Consider the following 19,497-nt stretch of genomic DNA (forward strand, 5'->3'; position numbering starts at 1 on the left):
TGCGCTTTCTCACAGCCAACTTGCAGTGGGAGAAATAGTCATTCATGCGGCGAGCAGCTATACTGGCACTGGTTTTTCATAAGCACCCGGACTTTCCTGCCTTTCGGTTGGAAGGCAAAAAGTGTGCTCGACCACGGTTTTCCGTTGGAGCTCTTAAGGTGAAAATTCTGTGATCTAATAACCCAATAATTGGGTGAGTTTTTTCCGATCAACTTTGGACCTGTGCCGTTTGTCCATAGGCATTTTTTTCACATGGGTCACATTGGCAACACCGAATTCCTGCGCCAGGCTATTCCAGTTTGAAAGCTGATCCGCGTCGCCTTCAATGCATAAAATCGGACGCCCATCGAAGCTCATGAGCGCGCTGTTCGTCACGCTCGGCCATTGCCGGGCAGCTACTTCGATTGCAAAAGGAAAGGTTTGACCAGCCGGGGTTGTCACATCGCTCCCCAGTCTGCCCCACAGCCACAATCGCCCCTGATCATCTAACCGACCCGCGTCGCCGGTTCGATGCCAAATCGTAGTACCGTCTTTGATTTTGTTTTCCTTGGAGTGTGCGAGATCAAGATAGCCATCATTTACATGATCGCCCGCCACCTGAACTTCATCGTCCTGAATTCGGAGTTTGATTTTCGAAACCGGATGCCCAACAAGAAGCCCCTTGCCCGCCGCCATTTCAAGTTGATCAACTTCGGTGATTTCCCGCGCATCAAGATGCGCAATCGGTTCAGCTTCGGTTGACCCATAGACACAGACCACGTCCAGACCGGAATTGGCGAGAAGCCTTTCAATCAGGTCAGGGAATACCGGACCGCCGCCGGTGAAGACTGTGTGCAGCCGGCCCGTATCTTTACGCTGTGCAAGTTTTTCGCACAACGACGGAGGGATCAAAAGACGGGTCACTTGCTGCTTCGATATCCAGCCCGCAAACTGTTCGGAGGATAGTCGATCCAGATTGCTCATTCTCCAATTCGGCAGAACTGTCGTGCGCCCAGCCGCCAGGTTGATCAGGGTAAACACCGGAAACGCTACCAGATCCCGTTCAACTGCATCACTGTCCAGAAGCGGCGCAATGGCATCATGTTGTGCCATCAGAAACGCGTGGCTGCGGGGGATGGCCTTGGCCTGACCTGTAGTGCCGGATGTAAAGGAAATGAGCGCCGTGTCACCGTCTTGAACGGGCGCGACGCTCAGATCACCCCGGGCGGTACCTGGTAGCAAAAGGCGCAGCCTGAAGAGTTCCGGCACAACAAACCTGAGCAACGCAAAATAACCCGACGCGCAAAAAGCCTTGGGTCGGGTCGTTCTCGCTGCATGACGCAGCCCCGCGAGTCCCATCGTGGGTTCAGGCAAAACCACCGTTGCGCCCAACGACCACAAGGCCGCAAGACTAGCGTAGAGATTAGCGTTGACCGGCATCGCCAGAAGAACGCGGTCGCCACGCCCAATCCCCTTACGTCTCCACTTCCTAGCCATTTGCTGCGCGCGTATCTGCACATCACGAAAGGTGACCTCGCGACCGCTGCCTTCAACAATGGCCGTCCGGTCCGGGTGTCTATCAACCGCTACGGCAAATTGGTCCAACAAGTTAGTCATCCAGGCGCAGTCCTAACAGGTTGTACCGTCGAAATACGGTGGCCCCTTCAACAACACTGCGATCCGCTGATTGGTTGTCATCATGGATCAGCGCGTGGATAGCGGAATCAAAGCCTAGCTTCAGAGCAGACTTGTGGAAATGACTGGCCAAATGGCGACCCGCACCACGCTCAAGGCTTGCATAAGTTTTCAGGATCGCGGCTGTTGGGTTTGGGCCTTCAGCATAGTTCGGAATACCAAACAGAAAGCCCGCTAATGAGCTGTCCGGACGGCGGGCAAAAAAGATAAGCTCGCGCTTCAACATCGGAACAACAGGCATATACATTGCAAGAAAATCGCGCTCAGAAATAGGTTTATAAAAAGCGTTTCGGGAAAAAGCCTCGACAGATAGTTGATACACCTGCCGGAACAACTCCTCAGGGTTGGTTCCGTCCCAGGGTTCTACGTCGAACCCATCAACTGCAGCTAGAGACGAATTGGCCGTTTGCGCCAATGATACTCGCGCCGAGAAATACTTGCTGATGGCGGCAAATCCTGCCGCCCTAAACACATCGGGCTCATGTGATTTGTGCGTCGGCTCCATTAAAAAGGGTGCTGATCCATCACTGTCCGATACAAACCGATAACTGTGCCATGTATCACCGGACATAGGTCCAATAATCCGATCAACCCCGGCGTACCGGACCCGCCCAATAGCCGTTTGCAGTACCTCCAGACCGGCCTCTGGGGTCTCGCACGAGAAGTCGCCTATTGTTGCAGCTGGGGCACCATCCCAATCAGGGCCCTGCAGATAAACAGATAGTTTGGCGCCTTTGGTCTGAATGTTTTCTTTCGTCATGATACAACTCTAGCAACAATCCCGCCGTCAATAGACCCTGCTATGGACCAGATGTAATAGGCAAGCGGAGGTAACAGCGCCAAAAGCGTGAGCCTCGAAACGCGGTTCTTTTGGAGCAAATTCGGGAGCACCAAGGGCACAATCGCCATAAATGCGAGTGATACAAGTGAGAGCGCGGTCAAAGGCTCGGCCCAGTTTGATTGGTCAGAATTCAGGGAAACCGCCCAGGTACGGATTAGAAACAGAACAGCGGCAGCAAGCGGTATCGCAATAGGAATGGCACGCAGCGCCACAGCTGTGAGCCCCATGGCCAACCCCATTGCACTCAGTCCAAAAAAGGATATTGCATCCCATCCCGTTGCATTTCCCGCTGCAAGCCAGCCGAACCCTATTAGCCCCAAGGCGGCTACGATATCCAAATCGGGGAACTTACTGTCGCAAGGAGAAGCAGTACGCGCCCAGCCGTGTGCCGCGAGAACCATGATCGGCAGTACTGTGTTCTGCAGTTTCGCGGTCGCTAGCAGCAGAAAAACCGCAACAACATACACACGGGTCGTATGTTTGGTCAGGCCCAGCTTGGTTCCCACCACCCCAAAACTGGCAAGTGCGGCAAAGAACAAAATGGCCAGCAACGCCAGCTCTGCCAAGGAGCTGAAGTAGTGAACTTTCAAAAAAATCAGCAAGCCAAGCGGCAGGAACAAATTGTCAAACCCCCGCCAGCTTTGTGCCTCGACCAATGTGCCAAAGGCCGCAACCATAAGGCACAGCATCATGATGTTGGACGGTGGGAGTTTCGACGAAAACAAGAAGCAGATGATCGCAACCAATAGAGTTACGACAAAAAACACCACTGACCCTTCTAGGCTTTTTTCGCCATCTTCGACCACATAGCGTTTGGTCCCGTACGTGGTCCCGGCAAGCGCGGCTGCGGCATCAGCCAGTGTTAAAACGGCGATCGGAAGCACGTAATACAGGGTGTTTTCCCCGGCCAGCAACAAGCAAAGCCCAACGGATAGCGCCAACAGGAAATCGCCGTATGACGTGCGCTCGACGCTGTGTAGGGTTGCGCCCAGACCTTGTGAGAACCGGGGCAGGCGCAAGATCAGCATGACGATCAGCGTTACCCCGATTAGCATGTATATTGGCCAGCGTTCCGGAAAAATCCACGGCAGAACCAGTGTAAAGAGTCCGGTTCCAACATGCATCAGTTTACGTTGCACTTCTGCGCTCAAGCCGACCTTTTGCGCCAGCCATCGGACAACGGCCATCAATCCCAACAGGACCGCAACAGACGCCAAGGCCAGTAAAATCTGGGCCTGGATGCTCACGAAAGCACCTCTTCCACGACGAAATCCGAGTAGAAAAACGCCATGTCACGTGACTTCAGTCGATCCTCAGTCGTGCGATGTGTTTCAACTACGCTCCTGTATCGCGCAGGCACGCGGCGCGGTGCCATCATGTTCCAATACACGAGACGTGCCTTGGGCGCGGCAGCTGACAGGATCGAGCCATAGACTTGCTCAAATACATCGGGCGACATGTATTCGAAAATGTCAGACAGGTTGAACCCATTGGCTTTTTCACCGGTCGAGACAAAAGCCTCTAATGATCCCGGACGGATATCGAGACGATCCAGGCGGGTGCGGATCGTATCAAAATGCTCGGGCCGCCATGCCATCGGCAACGCGTCTCCATGCGTGCCTTTCAGAATCCAGTGCAAATAGGGATTCTGTGACGGGTCGGTATCAACGCCCGCGTGGCGAATGCGACGAGCCACATGCTGGGCGGGGCTGCCCTCTACGTGATCGAAAAACGCCTTATCGCGGCCCATGCGCCCCATCACAAAGCGGGAAAAGAACACATTCAACAACAGCCGCCATCTGAAGGTGTCAAAGCGCGTATCGAAAAAAACCTCGCGCGCCTCAGGTGACCGGGGCGTAAAAACGTCATCAATCGTACGTCGTGAATGCACAAACGGCAAAAGCCGGGTGCGGAAGATGCGAAAATACCGCTCGAACTTGCCAACCCCGCCTGCCCCGTAACGTTCCACGTCAGGGACAAAACCACTCCAGAAGGTTCGGGTTTCAGGGTCGGTATCCTGCAAAGCTCGCTCCAGCAGGGCTGCTCTCCTCTTGCTGGGCTGCGATCCCGTCAGCTCCAGAAACTCGGGATGTGTCAGGGTCTGGAAAGCGCCAATTCGTAGCTTTAGGCAGGCGATTTGTGCTGGCGACAAATCGACAACCACAACTTTCGCTGGATCGAGTATCAACATAGCCAGCGCATTATCCCCGGCCGAGCAGATGGATACCAGCGTCCCCCCCGCACAATCGCCCAGCGCGTCGGTCAAAACGTCTGCATCTTCCCACAGCTGTGCATAGCGGATGTGATCAAAATCAGCCTTGCCTTCGATTTCACTATGCCCCATCGCACCGTTCCACCTTGCCACTTGCCCCGTCGACCGACAGGGTTTCGCCATCCTTGATCCAATGAGTGGCCCCTTTCAGACCGACCACACATGGGATTCCCAACTCTCGCGCCACTATTGCGGAATGCGACAAAAGTGACCCCCGTTCCACAACAATGGCCGAGGCGTTCGAAAATACTGCGATCCAGCCCGGATCGGTGTGACGCGCCACGAGGATGTCACCAGGTTGCAGCGCCTCAGTCCGCGGGTCACGGATCACACGGGCCTTTGCGATAACTTGTCCAGCTGAACAGCCGGTACCGGATTTTATCCGCTCCGGATCACTGTCTACCTCTTCTATTTCCGCCCAAATCGGAGCAATGGCGGGACCTCGAATTTCTATACGTTCTGGCGGATCCGGACGCTGGGACGCAGCGGATTCTTCGCGCTGACGCTGCGCGACTATGGTTTTCAGATCAGGCGATAGGCTGAACCCTTCGACGGCTCCCAAGACTTCATACGTCGTCAGATGAAATACGTCGCGGGGTTCCGCAAGCAGCCCCCTTGCCGAAAACTCTCGACCAATTCCCAGAAAAACACGTCTGGCATGGCCAAAAATACGGGTGCGTTCAAAGCGCAGGTTTTCACGGTCACGTACGCGGCCCTTGGCCCAGCCTACGAACCATTTGGATAGGTAGCGTTTCAGCGGATTGCCGGGAAACAGGGTTTTCCAATCCGGCTCGGTGCCGATGTGTCGCTTACCCTCGGGACGGGCGGCACTGGCTGCGACGGCCATCAACAGGCTGGTGGGATCATCGCGCAGCGGAATGCTCTCCAGCTTCAACTCCTCAGTGCATCGATCCCCGAATTTATCGAGATAAGATCTAACCTCGGCTTCGATCTCAGGGTAAGGAGCAAGGGTTTCCAACCGGCATTCCGCGCCTAGCTGATCAGCAATCCCGACCTCGCGGACCAAGCCGGCCATGCGGGCAATACGCTGCGCCGGTTCGGCTGAGACGATATCACCCTGACCAATCATGACGTCGTTATGCAGCAACAGCCCGTCTTCACCCAACCACTTGAGCAGCAAGTTGCGCGATGCCCCAAACGCGATCATGCAAAGGAAATCATTGATAAGCGGCGCATCCCAGCGATCTAGAAGAGTGCTTTCGATCTGACGATACTCGGCGGCCAGTTCGGTCGCATTCGCAGCTTCTATGTCCAGACCACGGTCCAGAACATCGTTCAGCCTGACATAGAATTTACGCCGCGTGCGCGGCAAACGCACGGCCTGCCAGATCAGACTGCCCGCTACCGTCGCTAGTTTGGCGTATTCCAGTATCTTGCGCACACCTCTGGCAGGAGCAGGTCCAATGCCATCTGTAATCTCGCGGGGCATGGGTTCGGACACACCCATCATCGTTTCCATGTAATCGCGATTCAGCGAGAACCCCGGCAGCAACGCCAGCGCCCGATACCAGTTGACCAGATTGTAGTAGACACGCCCATCAATACGCCCAAGAAAATTGTCGAATATGGCTGAGTTCTGCGCGACGGTTTTATTCGAAACGCCCAGAAGCCGCACAAAAGCGCGATAAACCCGTGAGTAGACGTGCAGTGCAAAAGAATAGGTCAGTGGACTGACCATGCCCGGATAGCTTTCGACGATGTTCGAATTGTCAAAAATGGTAAGTACATCATCCGGCACCGCCACTGGTCGCAGCTCGGTCGTAATCGGCCGAGCCTGAAGAATGTGCAGCCCATCCGCATCGAACGCCCATTCGATGTCTTGCGGGACGCCAAAAGCCTCTTCCGCTTTGCGCGCCAGCATCGCAACCTGCAGTACCTGATCCGGTGTCAAAACCTGAGGCGTGGTTTGTGCGCACTCGGGCTGTTTGGCTTGATCAATAATCCAATCCTCACCATCGACTTCACCTGCTACCAGCGCATCGCCTAAACCTTTGATGGCAGACACGACAACGGTGTTTCGCTGCCCTGTCACTGGATCGGCCGAAAAAGCAACACCCGCGGTCGTCGCCTCAATCATGCGCTGTACGATTATCGCGGGCGCTTCTGCCTCGCCCCCGGATTTGACCGAGCGATAAGTGGCGATTGTATCCGCAAACCCCGATTGCCAAACCTGTTTTGCCGCCTGTATGACCTTGCTACCGGTGACATTCAAAACCGTATCAAACTGACCTGCATGGCTGTGTTCTACACCATCTTCGGCCCGACCGGAACTACGCACTGCATAATACCCCGGACCCAACGCATCCAGTGCAGCGCCAAGCGCCTTACTCAACCCACGTGCTGCGACAGGCCCTGTCTTACCTGCACGGAATGCGGCATCGGTTATAACAAAAAACGCAGGTGGATTGAATCCGCGACGAGCGAGGTTTGATAGCGCAGCGGCTTTTCCTCCGACCACTGTAGGGTCAGTCGCTTCGGATTGATTGATGATAAGGGTCATCTAAAGCCTCCAATCAGGAACGGCAAAAAGCCCGCAGTGGCATAGCAGAAAAACACCCATAGTCCCGCGATTGCGTCCATCTTGTCCTGTGCCTTGGGTGTTGGAGCCTTCACATAGCTGCGTGCCGCAAGACCACAAGGCACGAAAGCAGCGGCCCCGACCAATACGGTTAACCAACCAGCTCCAGACGCAAACCCCGTGCCAACCAGAAACACGAATGACAGCACAACGCAGCACAGCCAAATGATAGCGGCGCGGCGATACCCCCAAAGACCGGAATAGGTGTCCACCCCGACAATCTCGTTTTCGGGCGACCATAGCTTGCGACCGATCTCAAGAACGCAGCCATTCACGAAAGACAACGCCAGAAATAACCACAGCTTTGATGCGGCCCCTCCGGCCGGAAGCCATTCGATGCTGGTCAGAAGCAAGTCGATCAGCGGCATGATCGCCATATGACTGACGAGATAAAGAACTGGGCGCGCCTTTAACCAGGTTGGCACCCCGAACTCGGCCGTCATTGCCGCCAGCCATACCCAAACCAAAAAAAGGCACCACAGAACCGGGAGGTACCAAAACCATGCAGCGGCGGCGGCCATGGGTAGAGTCAGCAAGCCAAGGACAAGCACCTCAGCCGGGGACACCAGCCCTCGGGGTATCGGTCGCTCGGGCCGGTAGCGGCGGTCGTCCTCGGCATCCTTGAATTCGTCGCAAACGCGCATCTGGAAAAACAGCGCCATCGCCAGTATGAACCCCACCACAAAGGCAGACCACTCGGGCAATGGTCGATCAGCGAGCCGGGCCGATACGCAGATACTTGCTGCTGAAAACACCAGCAAAAGCGGAACGGTTTTCTTCAATGGGAAGCGTTCGGATTGATATATCCACAGTCGAGCCAGCAAAGTCATCTTTGGCGGGCCAAACTTTCATGGGCTCGCGTAAAATGCCCCGCAGCGATTGCAGCTACAATCGATATTTCTCCGCACAGGCATATGGCGGCAGCCACTTCGGCCAGCGCCGTGCCGTGGCCGGCGCCTTTCAATCCCAGAATGTTCAGTGCCGCAGTCTGGCTGGGCAAACCGGTACCACCGCCCACGGAGCCGACAAGGATGTTCGGGAGCGTCACCGAGCAGAAAAGATCATCCCCTCTGGGCTCCATCCGCGTCACCCCCATCGCGCTTTCAGCGACACAGGCCGCGTCCTGCCCAGTTGCTATGTAAAAGGCAGCAAGCCCATTGGCATAATGGGCCTGAGCTCCAAGCTGACCCGACAGATGTGACCCAAGATTGGCGACCCGACCATAGGCCAGCATGGCATCCACGGTGGTGCCAAGCGTCTTTTCCACGACGCCCGCAGGCAAGGTCACCGACGCGCTAACCTTTCGGCCACGACCCGTTACCAATCCAAGCGCCGAGGCTTTTTTGTCGCCTGAAAAATTTCCCTCAATATACCAGTTCTCAATTGGAACTGGACAGTCTTTGGTGATGGTGCAGCACAGCGCATCCGTTGCAATGGTTACCATGTTCTGACCGGCCGCATCACCTGTGGTGTAGCGGCAAATCAGAAAGACGATATTTGTGTCTATGAAAGGCTCCAGCGAGACAAGTTTACCATGCCCGGTTGTGGCATCAGCCGCCGCCTGGAGTTCATCGACATTGCTGACCACCCAATCCACGAACTGACCGGCCTGCAAAAGGCTTTCGAACACAAAGGCCGGCGTGCGCAAAACACCTTCATACAAAACAGCCGTGCTGACCCCACCAGACCGACCAGCTGCAAAGGCCCCCCGCGCATAAGAGGCAACAAGCGCGGCCTCAGTCGTCGCCAGAGGCACATAAAAATCCCCGTTGGCGTTCATACCGTTCAAGCGCAAAGGCCCAACGATGCCAACTGGCACTTTCACAGTTCCAATGAAGTTTTCAATATTGGCGCTGTAGGTTTCAGATGCCTCGACTGTTGCAGGATCCGCAATCAATGCCTGATCTGCTCCGCTTGCCTTGGGCTTTAGATGATCCCAGAACCGCGCAACAGTCTTACCGTCAGCCTTGCGAGAGGGACGTAAAGGCGAAAACACTTCGTCGCTTGGGGCCATCTGCTGTGGCGTGCGTTCAACATCATATCGCATTTTGATGCGCCGCAGCATCTCCCGCACATGAAATGGAATGATCAAATGGCAGCTCCAATAAACGCTGTGCAAACGGCTGCAGATTGAATTCTGCGCCGGCTGCACCCTAACAAGAAAGTATGCGATTTCCAGCGAATACATCCAGTTGGAGATTGTGAGTGATCCTACCTTTTTGAGTTGCTCGGCCCCAGACACAGGCCCGGCATTTGCTTATCGGTCTTTGGAGACGGGGATATTGACAGGTTGTGTCACGCTCATGATCACGCCCTCACTAGACAGGATGTCTGGTTGACGCGGGCGTCGCGATACCCTTGACCGTGGGCTTCGACGCCGCTCGCCAATAGCCGTAGCCCATGATCCCGGCACCGGCGAATGCGTTGCCCAAGGTGACATACGTCAAATTGTGGGCGGCTCCAGCCAGAGTGATGCTGTCGGGATGATCTGAGAGCAGCGCCAGTGAAAACACAGTCATGTTCGCAACACTGTGTTCAAACCCGGCGGCGATAAATGCATACAGGCACCAGAAGATGACGATGCATTTGGTAACATCGTCTTTTGCGCGCGCCGAACACCACAAGGCGAGACAAACCAGCCAATTGCACAGGATCGCTTTGGCGAACAGCTCCAACTCGGTGCCGTGCATCTTCTTGGCGGCTACCTTGTAAAGCAAAGCGTCTTCTCCTGCTCCCAGGATAAGCCCGCCACCGCCTACGACGAACAGCAATGCCAACAATATGGCCCCTAACAGATTTCCTACCCAACTGACAAACCAGCACCGCAGCACATCCGACCACGCAGTGCTTTTGGCCAGCAATCCGTGCGTCATGTACATGGTGTGACCGGTGAACAGCTCGGCCCCTGCAAAGACCACAAGGGTCAAGGCGATACCGAAGCTAGCCCCCATGACAATGGGACGGATGGATGGATCCGCGCCCTGTCCGACAGAAAAGATCAGCAAGATGCCCGCCCCAACAAACGCACCTGCTTTCACAGCGAGGATCAGAAAGGCAATTGGATCTGCTCGCAGGTTGACGCCTTTCTTTTGCGCCAGTTCTGCGAACCCAATGACTGTGTCAGCATAGGTCATTTCGTATTACACTCCACAGCTTGCGCAGCCGGTCGCGTTCGACCTTTGGCCACTTGGATTTCCGAACAGGATCGGGATAGCCCAGAGACAACCCAAGCCAGCAGCGAGGTAGAGAAAGGCCATGCCCAGATCCTTCTGAGCCGAGACCAGGTAAGAGTTGCAGATCCTGACAGGTGCATGCGTGTACAGAAATCCCAGCACGCCCAGCATCGACAACGCATTCGCCTTCAGAAACCCCCTCAGGACCGGGCCAAGCCATGGCCAGGACACCCTTAGAGGAACGCCCAACAACAGCGGCAAGCTTAGGTATTTGGCAATTTCGCCCGTCGATGTCAGCGCCCAATCGACATTTCGCGGAAGCATCCAGAACAGAAAGACGGTTAAGGCGACAAGCAGCAATGGAACCGCCCATTCTTGCCGAACCTGCCTGTTCCAGGCTAACAAAACCCCGGCCAAAACCAGCAATGGCATTTGCACCAAGACATGCTGGATCGGGCTTTCAATGACCGCATAACGAAGTGCGACAGCTTCGGCAGCCGCAAGTAATGCAAGGCCAAGCAACTTCATGAGCTGTGCTCCTCCAAATGGGTCAGAACAGCGTTAATCGCATCAGTGTCAAACACCGCCGAAAATCTGCCGTTGCTGTCAATCACATGGATCGCGGCATTGTGCTGAAACCCGCCCCACTCATCCGGGATGACGGTAACGTCAAACAACTTCAACAATGCCGGCAACTCTTCTGACCTCGGCCGAGCGATGGTCCACATTTTGCCGTCCGCTTCATGAACCTCTCCGTAAGTCGCCATTTGCTCTGGTGTATCCCGCTCAGGATCGAAGCTGACCGAGATCATCCGGACGGGCACTTCACGCAGCTCCAGTTGATCCCGGATCTCGGCAAAATCCGCTGCAGCAATCTGACAGATGTCGCCACAGACAGTGTAGATGAACTCGACCAGAACCACCTCTTGCCCTTGCGGTGACAGAGGCAGCAACTGACCTGACATATCTTCCAGTTGCAGGGCTGGAACTGGACGTGGAGCGCGTTCCACATCCAGTCTCCGCGCGGCTTCGCTAGTGAATGCCTGCCCTCCGTCTGTGGCATGCCTGAGCATTCCCAGGCCCATGATTGCGACCAGAACCGATGGAAGAGCGCGCGCCATCATCAGCCGTTACTCCGCCCAAGACGCAACACAAAGCGCAAAACAAAAGCCAATGTTGCCAACACGATCAGCACGCTGAACAAAGTGCCTATACGGTCGTGCATCAGCCATTCTTCATAGTGCACTGCCCAACGGCGGGGAATCGAAGCCGCGCCAGAGAACAGAAACACTGTCACAAACCCAGCAGCACCCGCGAGGTAGGTCACAAAGGCGACACGGTCCAACCCGCTCATCTGGGCGATCGTTTTGCCACGGACCAGCCAGGCCATGAAACCAAAGGCCATCGCCACCTCGCCCAGCAGCAGGTAGGTGTGGAAATGCCCCGGGACCCACATAGTGTTGTGCATCACCTTGTTCACGCTGATCATTCCATCGATCGACGCGGGGATTGAGCCAACCGCCCAGCCTGCCACGGACAGAACCAGCAGCGAGGACGTCAGATCCCAGGTCATTTTTGAGCCGCGCACGTAGAGGAATGTGGAAAACGCCGTGACCGCAATGAGGGGAATGCCGCTGAAGTACGAGACCAATTGCCCGACCACCAGCATCCAGGGTGGCATGACCACATCCTGAAGCAGATGGTGCCAGTATACAGCCATCACGAAGATCAGTACTGCATTCCAGGCTATCGCAAACAATCGGTTCGATTTCCAAGGCTTACCGGTGTATTCCGGCAGGATTTCATAAACCGCAGTCACCGCCATATAGATCGAGGCATTGATGAAAACGTGGCCAAAGAAATAGATCAGGTTCTTGGCCAGCAGCGCATTAACTTCAAATCCCGGTACCAGCAGATGGACAAGGCTTGCCACCAAAACCGCTGCGCCCAGGATGATCCCGATCGAATTGAATACGGTCACTGCAGCTGCTGCGACGATGGTTGGCGGTGAAGGGTTCTTGTCCTCACGCCCAAGGATCAGGTTCCAGCCCAAGGCCCGTACAAGGCTACCATAGCGGGCATGAATCTGGCGACCGAGCTCCAGATAGTACAACAAAAATCCTACGCCGATCGAAACATATCCAAGCATAAACGCAGCCGCTGCACCTGCCTCCCACGCTCCGCCGGACATTGCCGGTAACGGATACAGGAATGTCCATGCGCCGCCATATCCGCCGATGAAGATCGAGCCCAAGATCAAGGCCACGCCCAACAAAAACAGGGCAAGGAATGCCCAAAAAATTCTTGGCGTCAGAACTATGTGACGTCCGCAAAAATACCACATGATCGCGGCGCCAGACAGCGCCGCTGTACCGACCATTCCGGCACCATGGGCCGTCAGGAGCTGATAGAACAATGCAGGATCCACTTCGATCCATTGACCCTGCGCGGCGCGCATGATCAGGCCAAAGACCATCATCAAGGCAAAAACCACGCCTGAAAGGATCATCGTGAGCTTGACCGCTCCGGTTTGAGGTTCAGCGGCGATTGATTTCCCCGCAAAAGGCTCAGATGCAGTGCTCATTCAGTCCTCCACCGCGACGACTTCGAATTCGTTGACCATGTCCTGATGTGCCACTCCGCAGAACTCCATGCACAGGATCTGGTAGGAGCCCGGATCATCGAACGTATACGTGACTTTGGTTGTGTAGCCCGGGATCACCTGGACCTGCGTCAGAAGGCGAAGATCTGAGGTGTAAATGCCCAATCCGTGGGTAACGTCTTCGGTCGTGGCGCTAAAATTTATGGGTATTCCAGCGGGGATCTCGACGGTGTCGATATCCCACCACCACTGCCCGCTGGTGATAGAGACGGTCAAGGCGTCGTCTGTGCTGGCTACGGCATGCGGCCACGGTCGCAATGTGCCAACCGCAACAATTACGCCGACAATCGTCATTGCCCAGATCAAGCCCGAACGTTTCGAGTTGGCCTTGGGTCCGGGTTCCGGCCCATCCGAAGCCCGCACGGCCAACCAGAAGACAAGTGACAGCACTGCCATCAGGATCAGCGAGATCAATAACACAACGGGCTGCATGAGCCATCTCCAATATTAGGCATTATAAATACCTATTATAAAGGTAAGAAAAAGATGTCAATAAAATAGGCATTTTCAAAGCCTATTTTTTATGGGAAGAATAACTATGCAAATTACCAAGTTCTCCGACTATGCCCTGCGCATCCTGATCCATCTTGCCACCCACGAAGAAGGGTTGATGTCGACGCGTGAGATCGCGGCTATGCAAAACTTGCCCTTTAATCACCTGGCCAAGATCTCGCAGTGGCTTACACACGAGGGCTATGTAGAATCCATGCGTGGGCGCAACGGTGGCATGCGTATGGCCCTACCTCCCAATGCGATATCGATTGGCGGCCTACTACGAAAATCCGAACGCGGCACACCTTTGGTGGAATGCATGAAGGAAGACGGCGGCTGTTGTGTAATGACGCCCGCTTGTGGATTGTTGCCAATTCTGAACGAAGCTCAGGAGGCGTTTTTTGCTGCCTTGGACACCAAGACTTTACAGGACGTATTGGAAGGGAACCGTGGCATGAAAAACCTGATCCGAGCGTTGGAAGTCAGTCATGCGCTGGCATCAAGCGATTAATACGCAAACTGTAGTCCTATAATAATTTGATTGTTACTTGGCCGCGCCAGGCACAGCCTTTACAATCGCCTGCCCTTCCCATGCCTCGAAAGCCATGGACAGGTGCCATGCCTTGAACCCGATGTAGCCGACCAGAAGGACCAGTATCATCAGATACATTGCCCTTCGGAATCGTGGATTTTCTTCAACTTGGTGCATCTTCTGCATTCCACAGTAGATACAACGTGAGCATTCGAATCTGGGCGTCGCTCAGACGTCCTTCCCACGCAGGCATCACACCTTGCCGACCGTGATAAATGCTATGGTAAATCTCATCCCGGTCGCCTCCATAGATCCAGCGTTCATCACCCAGATCGGGCGCGCCGATTTCATAGCCCCCGCGCCCGTCACCGCCATGACAGGCCGCGCAGTTTTCTTCGAAGATCAATCTACCGGCGCCAGCCGCCGTCGCATCATGCTGCTTTCCAGAGAGGGCCAAGACAAATTCTGTAACCTCTTCAACCTGCTGCTTTTCGATCATGCCGTCTGCGCCAAACGCCAGCATCTGTGCAATCCGTGTATCGTCATGCTGCGCATTGATTCCATAGCGTATGGTTGCCTCAACCTCTTCCGGTGCGCCTGACCACAGCCAATGTCCGTCTACCAGATTGGGAAAACCAGGCTGCCCTTTCAGATCATTCCGGTGACAAGCGGCACAATTGTCAGCGTAAAGCTTGGAAATCGACGCGCTATACCTTGCCTCCAGTGTTGGGTCTGCGGCCAGTTCTTCGAGATCCTGTGACGCAAAAGGCGCAAATGTCATTTCACGATCAGCATTCGCTTGCTGAAGTTCTGCAACAACCTCTGATCGGGATGAATACCCCAACAGCCCTTTTGCATAGTCGCGCGCACCTGGGAAGGATGGGTAGAACACCCAAAACAGTGCTGCGATGATGATACTGATCCACAAAGCCCATCGGGCCGCCCAGGGAACAGGTGTGTCCAACTCTTTGATACCGTCCCACTCGTGGCCGGTCAGATCAGTACCGGAAATCGGATCCTTTTCCTTTAGCGCCACGGCTGATCCTCCTGATGGTCCAGCGGAGATTGCGCAGCGTCATCGTAGACTTTTCGCCGTGAGGGCCAGTAGGTCCAGACAACTGCGGCAAGAAAGACGACCAGCAGGTAGATTGCACCCCAGGTCTTGGAGAAAACGAGAACCGTATCATGTGTCATCGTTGAACCTCCTCAAGGTTTAACGAATCCAGGTCGGCCAATGTGCCAAGAACCTGCAGATAGGCCACAAGGGCATCCATTTCCGTCAACTCACTCGGGTGCCCGTCGTAATCCCTGACCTGAACGTTTTCACCGTAACTTTCTTGCAGTTCACCTTCATAATATTGCTCGGCATCTGCCTGCCGTGCAGCATCCTTTTCCGCATTTTCGATCTGAGCGTCTGTGTAAGGCACCCCGGCGCGGCTAAGGGCCCTTAAAGAGGCAGGCAGGTGGCCTGTTTCCAGCCGCGCGTCAGACAAAAACGCATAACCAGGCATGATCGAGCCTTCCACCAGCTCTCGTGGCGCTTCCAGATGCGCCACATGCCATGCGTCAGAGTATTTACCGCCAACTCGCGCCAAGTCCGGCCCGGTGCGTTTTGAGCCCCATTGGAACGGATGGTCATACATGCTTTCGGCAGCCAGGCTGTAGTGCCCATAACGTTCGATGTCCGACCGCAGGGTGCGGATCATCTGGCTGTGGCAGGCATAGCAGCCCTCGCGCACATAGATATCGCGCCCGGCCAACTCCAGCGGAGTGTAGGGCCGCATACCGTCGACTTCTTCCACCGTGTTTTCGATGGTGAACAAAGGGGCGATTTCAACAATGCCACCGATTGATGCAACCAGCAGGATGGCCATCGCAAAGCCAAGTGAGTGGCGTTCGAGCTTTTGGTGTTGTGTACTCATGGGCTGCTACTCCGCCGGCTGGACCAAAGGTCCGGATTGCCTGGTCTCGGTTTGCCGCGGCCCACTGACCGTCATGTAGATGTTGTATGCACCGATGCACGCTCCGATCAGATACAGCAGCCCCCCGATCGCACGGGCGACATAGTAAGGATGCATTGCGATCACACTGTCGAGGAAGGAATAAAGAAACGCACCATCCGCATCATAGGTCTGCCACATCAGCGATTGTGTGATGCCACTGTTCCACATTGCGCCGACGTAAATCAGCGTCCCGCTCAGGGCGAGCCAGAAGTGCCATGCCTCCAGCCGCAATGAATACACGCCATCTCGTTTCCAAATCCAGGGCACCATTTTATACATGGCACCAAAGGTGATGAAGGCAACCCAGCCCAACGCGCCGGCATGAACGTGGCCGACGGTCCAATCCGTGTAGTGGCTTAGCGAATTGACCGGACGGATCGCCATGAACGACCCTTCGAATGTCGACAGTCCGTAGAACAGAATCGCGACCATCATGAACCGGACCGCCGGATCCGTCCGGACCTTATCCCACGCCCCGTTGATCGTAAGGATTCCGTTGAACACAGAGGCCCAGCTGGGGACCAGCAGGATGATCGACATGGTCATGCCAAGGTACTGAACCCAGTCCGGTAGCGCCGTGTAGTGAAGGTGATGTGAGCCAGCCCAGAGATACAGGAAGGTGATCCCCCAGAAGCCAACAATTGACATTCGGTAAGAGTAGATTGGCCGGTTCACAGCTTTGGGCAAGAAGTAATACAGCATCCCTAGGAACCCGGCGGTCAGCAGGAAGCCAACAGCATTGTGCCCATACCACCATTGCGTCATTGCATCCTGTGTGCCGGAAAATAGCGAGTAGCTTTTGGGATAGGCAATGGAAACCGGAACCGAGAGGTTGTTCACCGTATGCAGCATCGCGATGACAACGATGAAGGCCAGGTAGTACCAGTTAGCCACATAGATATGCGGTTCAGCCCGGCGAGAGAGCGTCTTTAGGTACAGACCAAGATAACCAACCCAGACGATCAGCAAAACCAGATCCATATACCATTCCGGTTCGGCATATTCCTTGGATTGGGTGATCCCCAAGGGGTAGCCGGTCGCCGCAAGGACCATGAACAGATTGTACCCCCAGAACACCATCCAGGGCAGCGATTCACTGGCCAATCTGGCGCGCGAGGTACGTTGGACCACATAAAACGACGTCGCGATTAACGCGTTGCCGCCAAAACCAAAAATCACGGCAGATGTATGAACCGGGCGCAAACGGCCGAAGTTCGACCAGAACATATCGCCGTTCAGTGCTGGAAACGCCAACTGCCAGGCGAGGATATCGCCAACCGTGAACCCAATGATTGCCCAAATCAGCGCGGCGATGACACCAAACCGAATGACCTTGTCATTGTATTCTAAAGGGATGTCCTTTGGGGCCTCGCTCAAACGGTTGATCATCCACATCAACCCCCAACCAGCGGCTATTGCGATCAACCAACCATGCAGCACGTAGGCGGTAGGAACCCCCCAGCCAAGTATGGCTACGCCACCGACAAAGATCAAAGCAAGGGCACACAGGACGGCAGCATCCTCAAGAAAACTCTCACGCTGCATCGGGTGCCTCCTGCCGGTGGAAGCGTACTTCAAACTCGACTTCGCCAATCGGATTCACCGAATGAGTTTCCTGTGGTGCGAACACAGCAGTATCCCCTGCGCCCAGAACTAGGTCATCCTTGTCATCCCGGCACAGTAGAAGCTGCCCATGTTGCACAGCCAATTGACCCCAAACACCCGCTTTGGTGCTGTGATCTTTGCGCAGCTTTTCTGGCAATGTCTCATGCGTGAACCGCGAGGTCGCATAGTGCACCACGCCTTTTGGAAGCGCTTCGGTCATTTATGCATCTCCATGAAAAAGCTCGGCATAAGCATGCCAGGTCGCGTACCCGAGCAATGGGAACACCACGACCAAACCCAGTAGCCCGGACAGTATTCCAACCAAAGTCAAAAGAGTGATGATGGCTCCCCAGCACAAGCAAAGCTTGAAGTTGTGAGTGGTGGCGTTGAAGCTGAGCCCCATAGCCGAGAAGCCATCGATCTTGCGGTCGATCAGCATTGGCAATGAAAACGCTGACACCGCAAACCCTAATGCCGCAAACAGCCCGCCAACGAATGATCCTGCGATCAACAGCGCCCATCCTGATGGCGTAGTAATCAGCAAAAGCAGCGTATCTGCGAAGCTTGAGAATGGGCGCAGCCCGTAGACTATGGCGAACATAACTGTGGCCGCGCGTATCCAGATGAGAGCAAAAACCATCAGTATGACGCCCACCAACGTAATCTGACCCGTGGCCGCTCTGAGCCCTGTTTTACCGCTTGCTACGGAATAAAGACCAATCGTTGCAAGTGGTCCGACCAAAACGCCGCCAGCTAGCAAAGGCAACAAAACCCAACCAAGATCGTTGAGCATCAGGGCCGCAATGCAAATCCACCCCAGAACTACGAGTGAACCACCGTAAAGCAAGGAATATCCCGGGTTGCGTTTCACGTCGCCCCAGCCCGCCTGCAGCCAACGTTTGACAACGCGTGCGGGAGGATCAGAGATGACCTGAGCTTTGGTATAGACAGAGACCGTCATGACAACACCGGCGGAGCGTCAGCCTCTCGACGAAAGTTCTCAATTCCGAATGACAAGCCCTTACCGATCCTCCTGGCCAAATGTGAGAACGCTTCGGCGGTTGCAGGTTTAAGGGCTTTTTTTGCGGTGTCTTCGAACAGGTCGAGCCACACGCGAAAATGTTCTGGCAGGATTTCAGAGTTCGCCAGGTGAACCTGCATCGGGTTACCCGAATAGCCTGTCTCTCGTAGAATGGCGCCGCGCCAAAAGGCTGCGATCTTTTCTTCGTGTTCCGGCCAATCTTCGATTGCCCTGTCAAATACCGGCCCCAGATCAGGATGCACTCTGATGTGCGCATAGAACCGGTTGACCAAAGTCGCGATTTCATCCGCTGTGATGTCAAACATATGTGGCCGAATTGGCATGGTACGAGTCATCGGATCTACCTTAACGATACGCCTCACTATCTGCGCACGATAATAGGTATTGTCAATACCTATTATCGTGTGAATGGTACGACCTACATCAAGGGGAAAGGCGCGTGGGTCTATCTTTACCCAGCCGTCGACAACCACGGCAAAACGCTCGACGGAATAGAAGTGGTTCACATAATCCGCAAAGGACAAATCACGCCCGGTGTCTGTCCGTTTCGGCAATTTAAGGAGCTGTCGGCTTAGTCCGCCGGTGCAAAGATATCACTGTGG

General features: G+C 54.9%; 21 protein-coding genes. 1 reads left to right on the forward strand and 20 read right to left on the reverse strand.

What is annotated here, in order from left to right:
• Positions 1–174: 174 nt before the first annotated feature.
• The 12 genes from AC2FHX_RS09225 to AC2FHX_RS09280 form a co-directional block, all read right to left on the reverse strand.
• The gene (locus AC2FHX_RS09225) at positions 175–1,596 is read right to left on the reverse strand and encodes an AMP-binding protein (RefSeq protein WP_496692039.1); all 1,422 of its coding nucleotides are present in this window, start codon (positions 1,594–1,596) and stop codon (positions 175–177) included.
• Positions 1,589–2,434 (reverse strand): hypothetical protein, encoded by an 846-nt coding sequence (locus AC2FHX_RS09230; RefSeq protein WP_496692038.1) that lies wholly within the window; start codon positions 2,432–2,434, stop codon positions 1,589–1,591. Before AC2FHX_RS09230 ends, AC2FHX_RS09225 begins: the two co-directional genes overlap by 8 nt.
• Entirely contained in the window at positions 2,431–3,762 is a 1,332-nt protein-coding gene (locus AC2FHX_RS09235; protein WP_496701333.1) for a hypothetical protein, read from the reverse strand. Before AC2FHX_RS09235 ends, AC2FHX_RS09230 begins: the two co-directional genes overlap by 4 nt.
• Positions 3,759–4,859 carry a BtaA family protein gene (locus tag AC2FHX_RS09240; protein WP_496701335.1) on the reverse strand — a complete coding sequence of 367 codons (1,101 nt, stop codon included), beginning with the start codon at positions 4,857–4,859 and terminating at the stop codon, positions 3,759–3,761. Before AC2FHX_RS09240 ends, AC2FHX_RS09235 begins: the two co-directional genes overlap by 4 nt.
• On the reverse strand, positions 4,849–7,308 hold the full coding sequence (locus tag AC2FHX_RS09245) for a PEP/pyruvate-binding domain-containing protein (protein ID WP_496701337.1): 2,460 nt from the start codon (positions 7,306–7,308) through the stop codon (positions 4,849–4,851). Before AC2FHX_RS09245 ends, AC2FHX_RS09240 begins: the two co-directional genes overlap by 11 nt.
• The gene (locus tag AC2FHX_RS09250; RefSeq protein ID WP_496701339.1) at positions 7,305–8,216 is read right to left on the reverse strand and encodes a UbiA family prenyltransferase; all 912 of its coding nucleotides are present in this window, start codon (positions 8,214–8,216) and stop codon (positions 7,305–7,307) included. Before AC2FHX_RS09250 ends, AC2FHX_RS09245 begins: the two co-directional genes overlap by 4 nt.
• Positions 8,213–9,433 carry a hydroxymethylglutaryl-CoA reductase gene (locus AC2FHX_RS09255; RefSeq protein WP_496701341.1) on the reverse strand — a complete coding sequence of 407 codons (1,221 nt, stop codon included), beginning with the start codon at positions 9,431–9,433 and terminating at the stop codon, positions 8,213–8,215. The genes AC2FHX_RS09250 and AC2FHX_RS09255 overlap by 4 nt, the downstream gene beginning before the upstream one ends.
• 271 nt (positions 9,434–9,704) lie before the next feature.
• Positions 9,705–10,520: a formate/nitrite transporter family protein gene (locus AC2FHX_RS09260; protein ID WP_496701343.1), complete on the reverse strand. Its 816-nt coding sequence runs from the start codon at positions 10,518–10,520 to the stop codon at positions 9,705–9,707.
• 6 nt (positions 10,521–10,526) lie between these two features.
• Positions 10,527–11,087, reverse strand: a complete 561-nt coding sequence (locus AC2FHX_RS09265) for a hypothetical protein (protein ID WP_496701345.1) — start codon at positions 11,085–11,087, stop codon at positions 10,527–10,529.
• On the reverse strand, positions 11,084–11,680 hold the full coding sequence (locus AC2FHX_RS09270; RefSeq protein ID WP_496701347.1) for an SCO family protein: 597 nt from the start codon (positions 11,678–11,680) through the stop codon (positions 11,084–11,086). The genes AC2FHX_RS09265 and AC2FHX_RS09270 overlap by 4 nt, the downstream gene beginning before the upstream one ends.
• A 2-nt stretch (positions 11,681–11,682) precedes the next feature.
• The gene (locus AC2FHX_RS09275; protein WP_496701349.1) at positions 11,683–13,143 is read right to left on the reverse strand and encodes a cbb3-type cytochrome c oxidase subunit I; all 1,461 of its coding nucleotides are present in this window, start codon (positions 13,141–13,143) and stop codon (positions 11,683–11,685) included.
• Positions 13,144–13,653: a cupredoxin domain-containing protein gene (locus AC2FHX_RS09280; protein ID WP_496692028.1), complete on the reverse strand. Its 510-nt coding sequence runs from the start codon at positions 13,651–13,653 to the stop codon at positions 13,144–13,146. It lies immediately after the preceding gene.
• A gap of 106 nt (positions 13,654–13,759) precedes the next feature.
• Here AC2FHX_RS09280 and AC2FHX_RS09285 point away from each other — a divergent pair, with 106 nt between their 5' ends.
• A complete protein-coding gene (locus AC2FHX_RS09285) occupies positions 13,760–14,224 on the forward strand; it encodes an RrF2 family transcriptional regulator (protein ID WP_281973916.1) in 465 nt (154 codons plus the stop codon).
• Positions 14,225–14,257: 33 nt separating this feature from the next.
• On the opposite strand, the gene AC2FHX_RS09290 is transcribed toward AC2FHX_RS09285, so the two are convergent.
• Genes AC2FHX_RS09290 through AC2FHX_RS09325 form a run of 8 tightly spaced genes read right to left on the reverse strand, consistent with a single transcriptional unit; the run spans position 14,258 to position 19,449 of the window.
• Positions 14,258–14,383, reverse strand: coding sequence for a hypothetical protein (locus AC2FHX_RS09290; protein WP_496701351.1), 126 nt, complete (start codon positions 14,381–14,383; stop codon positions 14,258–14,260).
• Between the two features lie 25 nt (positions 14,384–14,408).
• A complete protein-coding gene (gene ccoP / locus AC2FHX_RS09295; protein ID WP_496701353.1) occupies positions 14,409–15,281 on the reverse strand; it encodes a cytochrome-c oxidase, cbb3-type subunit III in 873 nt (290 codons plus the stop codon).
• Complete coding sequence (locus AC2FHX_RS09300) at positions 15,272–15,439, reverse strand: cbb3-type cytochrome c oxidase subunit 3 (protein ID WP_281973918.1); 168 nt, start codon at positions 15,437–15,439, stop codon at positions 15,272–15,274. The genes ccoP and AC2FHX_RS09300 overlap by 10 nt, the downstream gene beginning before the upstream one ends.
• The gene (ccoO, locus tag AC2FHX_RS09305) at positions 15,436–16,167 is read right to left on the reverse strand and encodes a cytochrome-c oxidase, cbb3-type subunit II (protein WP_496701355.1); all 732 of its coding nucleotides are present in this window, start codon (positions 16,165–16,167) and stop codon (positions 15,436–15,438) included. The genes AC2FHX_RS09300 and ccoO overlap by 4 nt, the downstream gene beginning before the upstream one ends.
• A gap of 6 nt (positions 16,168–16,173) precedes the next feature.
• Complete coding sequence (gene ccoN / locus AC2FHX_RS09310; RefSeq protein ID WP_142637651.1) at positions 16,174–17,793, reverse strand: cytochrome-c oxidase, cbb3-type subunit I; 1,620 nt, start codon at positions 17,791–17,793, stop codon at positions 16,174–16,176.
• On the reverse strand, positions 17,783–18,073 hold the full coding sequence (locus tag AC2FHX_RS09315; protein WP_496701357.1) for a TehB family protein: 291 nt from the start codon (positions 18,071–18,073) through the stop codon (positions 17,783–17,785). Before AC2FHX_RS09315 ends, ccoN begins: the two co-directional genes overlap by 11 nt.
• A complete protein-coding gene (locus AC2FHX_RS09320; RefSeq protein ID WP_496701359.1) occupies positions 18,074–18,814 on the reverse strand; it encodes a DUF2189 domain-containing protein in 741 nt (246 codons plus the stop codon). It abuts the gene before it with no gap.
• On the reverse strand, positions 18,811–19,449 hold the full coding sequence (locus AC2FHX_RS09325) for a group III truncated hemoglobin (protein WP_496701361.1): 639 nt from the start codon (positions 19,447–19,449) through the stop codon (positions 18,811–18,813). The genes AC2FHX_RS09320 and AC2FHX_RS09325 overlap by 4 nt, the downstream gene beginning before the upstream one ends.
• Between the last annotated feature and the right edge of the window lie 48 nt (positions 19,450–19,497).

It is taken from the genome of Ruegeria sp. CDSC042, assembly GCF_059610745.1.

Bases quoted from the DNA above. Each gene is read 5' to 3' on its own strand.
- AC2FHX_RS09225 (WP_496692039.1), bottom strand. From the start codon at position 1,596: ATGACTAACTTGTTGGACCAATTTGCCGTAGCGGTTGATAGACACCCG.
- AC2FHX_RS09230 (WP_496692038.1), bottom strand. From the start codon at position 2,434: ATGACGAAAGAAAACATTCAGACCAAAGGCGCCAAACTATCTGTTTAT.
- AC2FHX_RS09240 (WP_496701335.1), bottom strand. From the start codon at position 4,859: ATGGGGCATAGTGAAATCGAAGGCAAGGCTGATTTTGATCACATCCGC.
- AC2FHX_RS09245 (WP_496701337.1), bottom strand. From the start codon at position 7,308: ATGACCCTTATCATCAATCAATCCGAAGCGACTGACCCTACAGTGGTC.
- AC2FHX_RS09250 (WP_496701339.1), bottom strand. From the start codon at position 8,216: ATGACTTTGCTGGCTCGACTGTGGATATATCAATCCGAACGCTTCCCA.
- AC2FHX_RS09255 (WP_496701341.1), bottom strand. From the start codon at position 9,433: ATGCGATATGATGTTGAACGCACGCCACAGCAGATGGCCCCAAGCGAC.
- AC2FHX_RS09260 (WP_496701343.1), bottom strand. From the start codon at position 10,520: ATGACCTATGCTGACACAGTCATTGGGTTCGCAGAACTGGCGCAAAAG.
- AC2FHX_RS09265 (WP_496701345.1), bottom strand. From the start codon at position 11,087: ATGAAGTTGCTTGGCCTTGCATTACTTGCGGCTGCCGAAGCTGTCGCA.
- AC2FHX_RS09270 (WP_496701347.1), bottom strand. From the start codon at position 11,680: ATGGCGCGCGCTCTTCCATCGGTTCTGGTCGCAATCATGGGCCTGGGA.
- AC2FHX_RS09275 (WP_496701349.1), bottom strand. From the start codon at position 13,143: ATGAGCACTGCATCTGAGCCTTTTGCGGGGAAATCAATCGCCGCTGAA.
- AC2FHX_RS09280 (WP_496692028.1), bottom strand. From the start codon at position 13,653: ATGCAGCCCGTTGTGTTATTGATCTCGCTGATCCTGATGGCAGTGCTG.
- AC2FHX_RS09285 (WP_281973916.1), top strand. From the start codon at position 13,760: ATGCAAATTACCAAGTTCTCCGACTATGCCCTGCGCATCCTGATCCAT.
- AC2FHX_RS09290 (WP_496701351.1), bottom strand. From the start codon at position 14,383: ATGTATCTGATGATACTGGTCCTTCTGGTCGGCTACATCGGGTTCAAG.
- AC2FHX_RS09300 (WP_281973918.1), bottom strand. From the start codon at position 15,439: ATGACACATGATACGGTTCTCGTTTTCTCCAAGACCTGGGGTGCAATC.
- ccoO (WP_496701355.1), bottom strand. From the start codon at position 16,167: ATGAGTACACAACACCAAAAGCTCGAACGCCACTCACTTGGCTTTGCG.
- ccoN (WP_142637651.1), bottom strand. From the start codon at position 17,793: ATGCAGCGTGAGAGTTTTCTTGAGGATGCTGCCGTCCTGTGTGCCCTT.
- AC2FHX_RS09315 (WP_496701357.1), bottom strand. From the start codon at position 18,073: ATGACCGAAGCGCTTCCAAAAGGCGTGGTGCACTATGCGACCTCGCGG.
- AC2FHX_RS09320 (WP_496701359.1), bottom strand. From the start codon at position 18,814: ATGACGGTCTCTGTCTATACCAAAGCTCAGGTCATCTCTGATCCTCCC.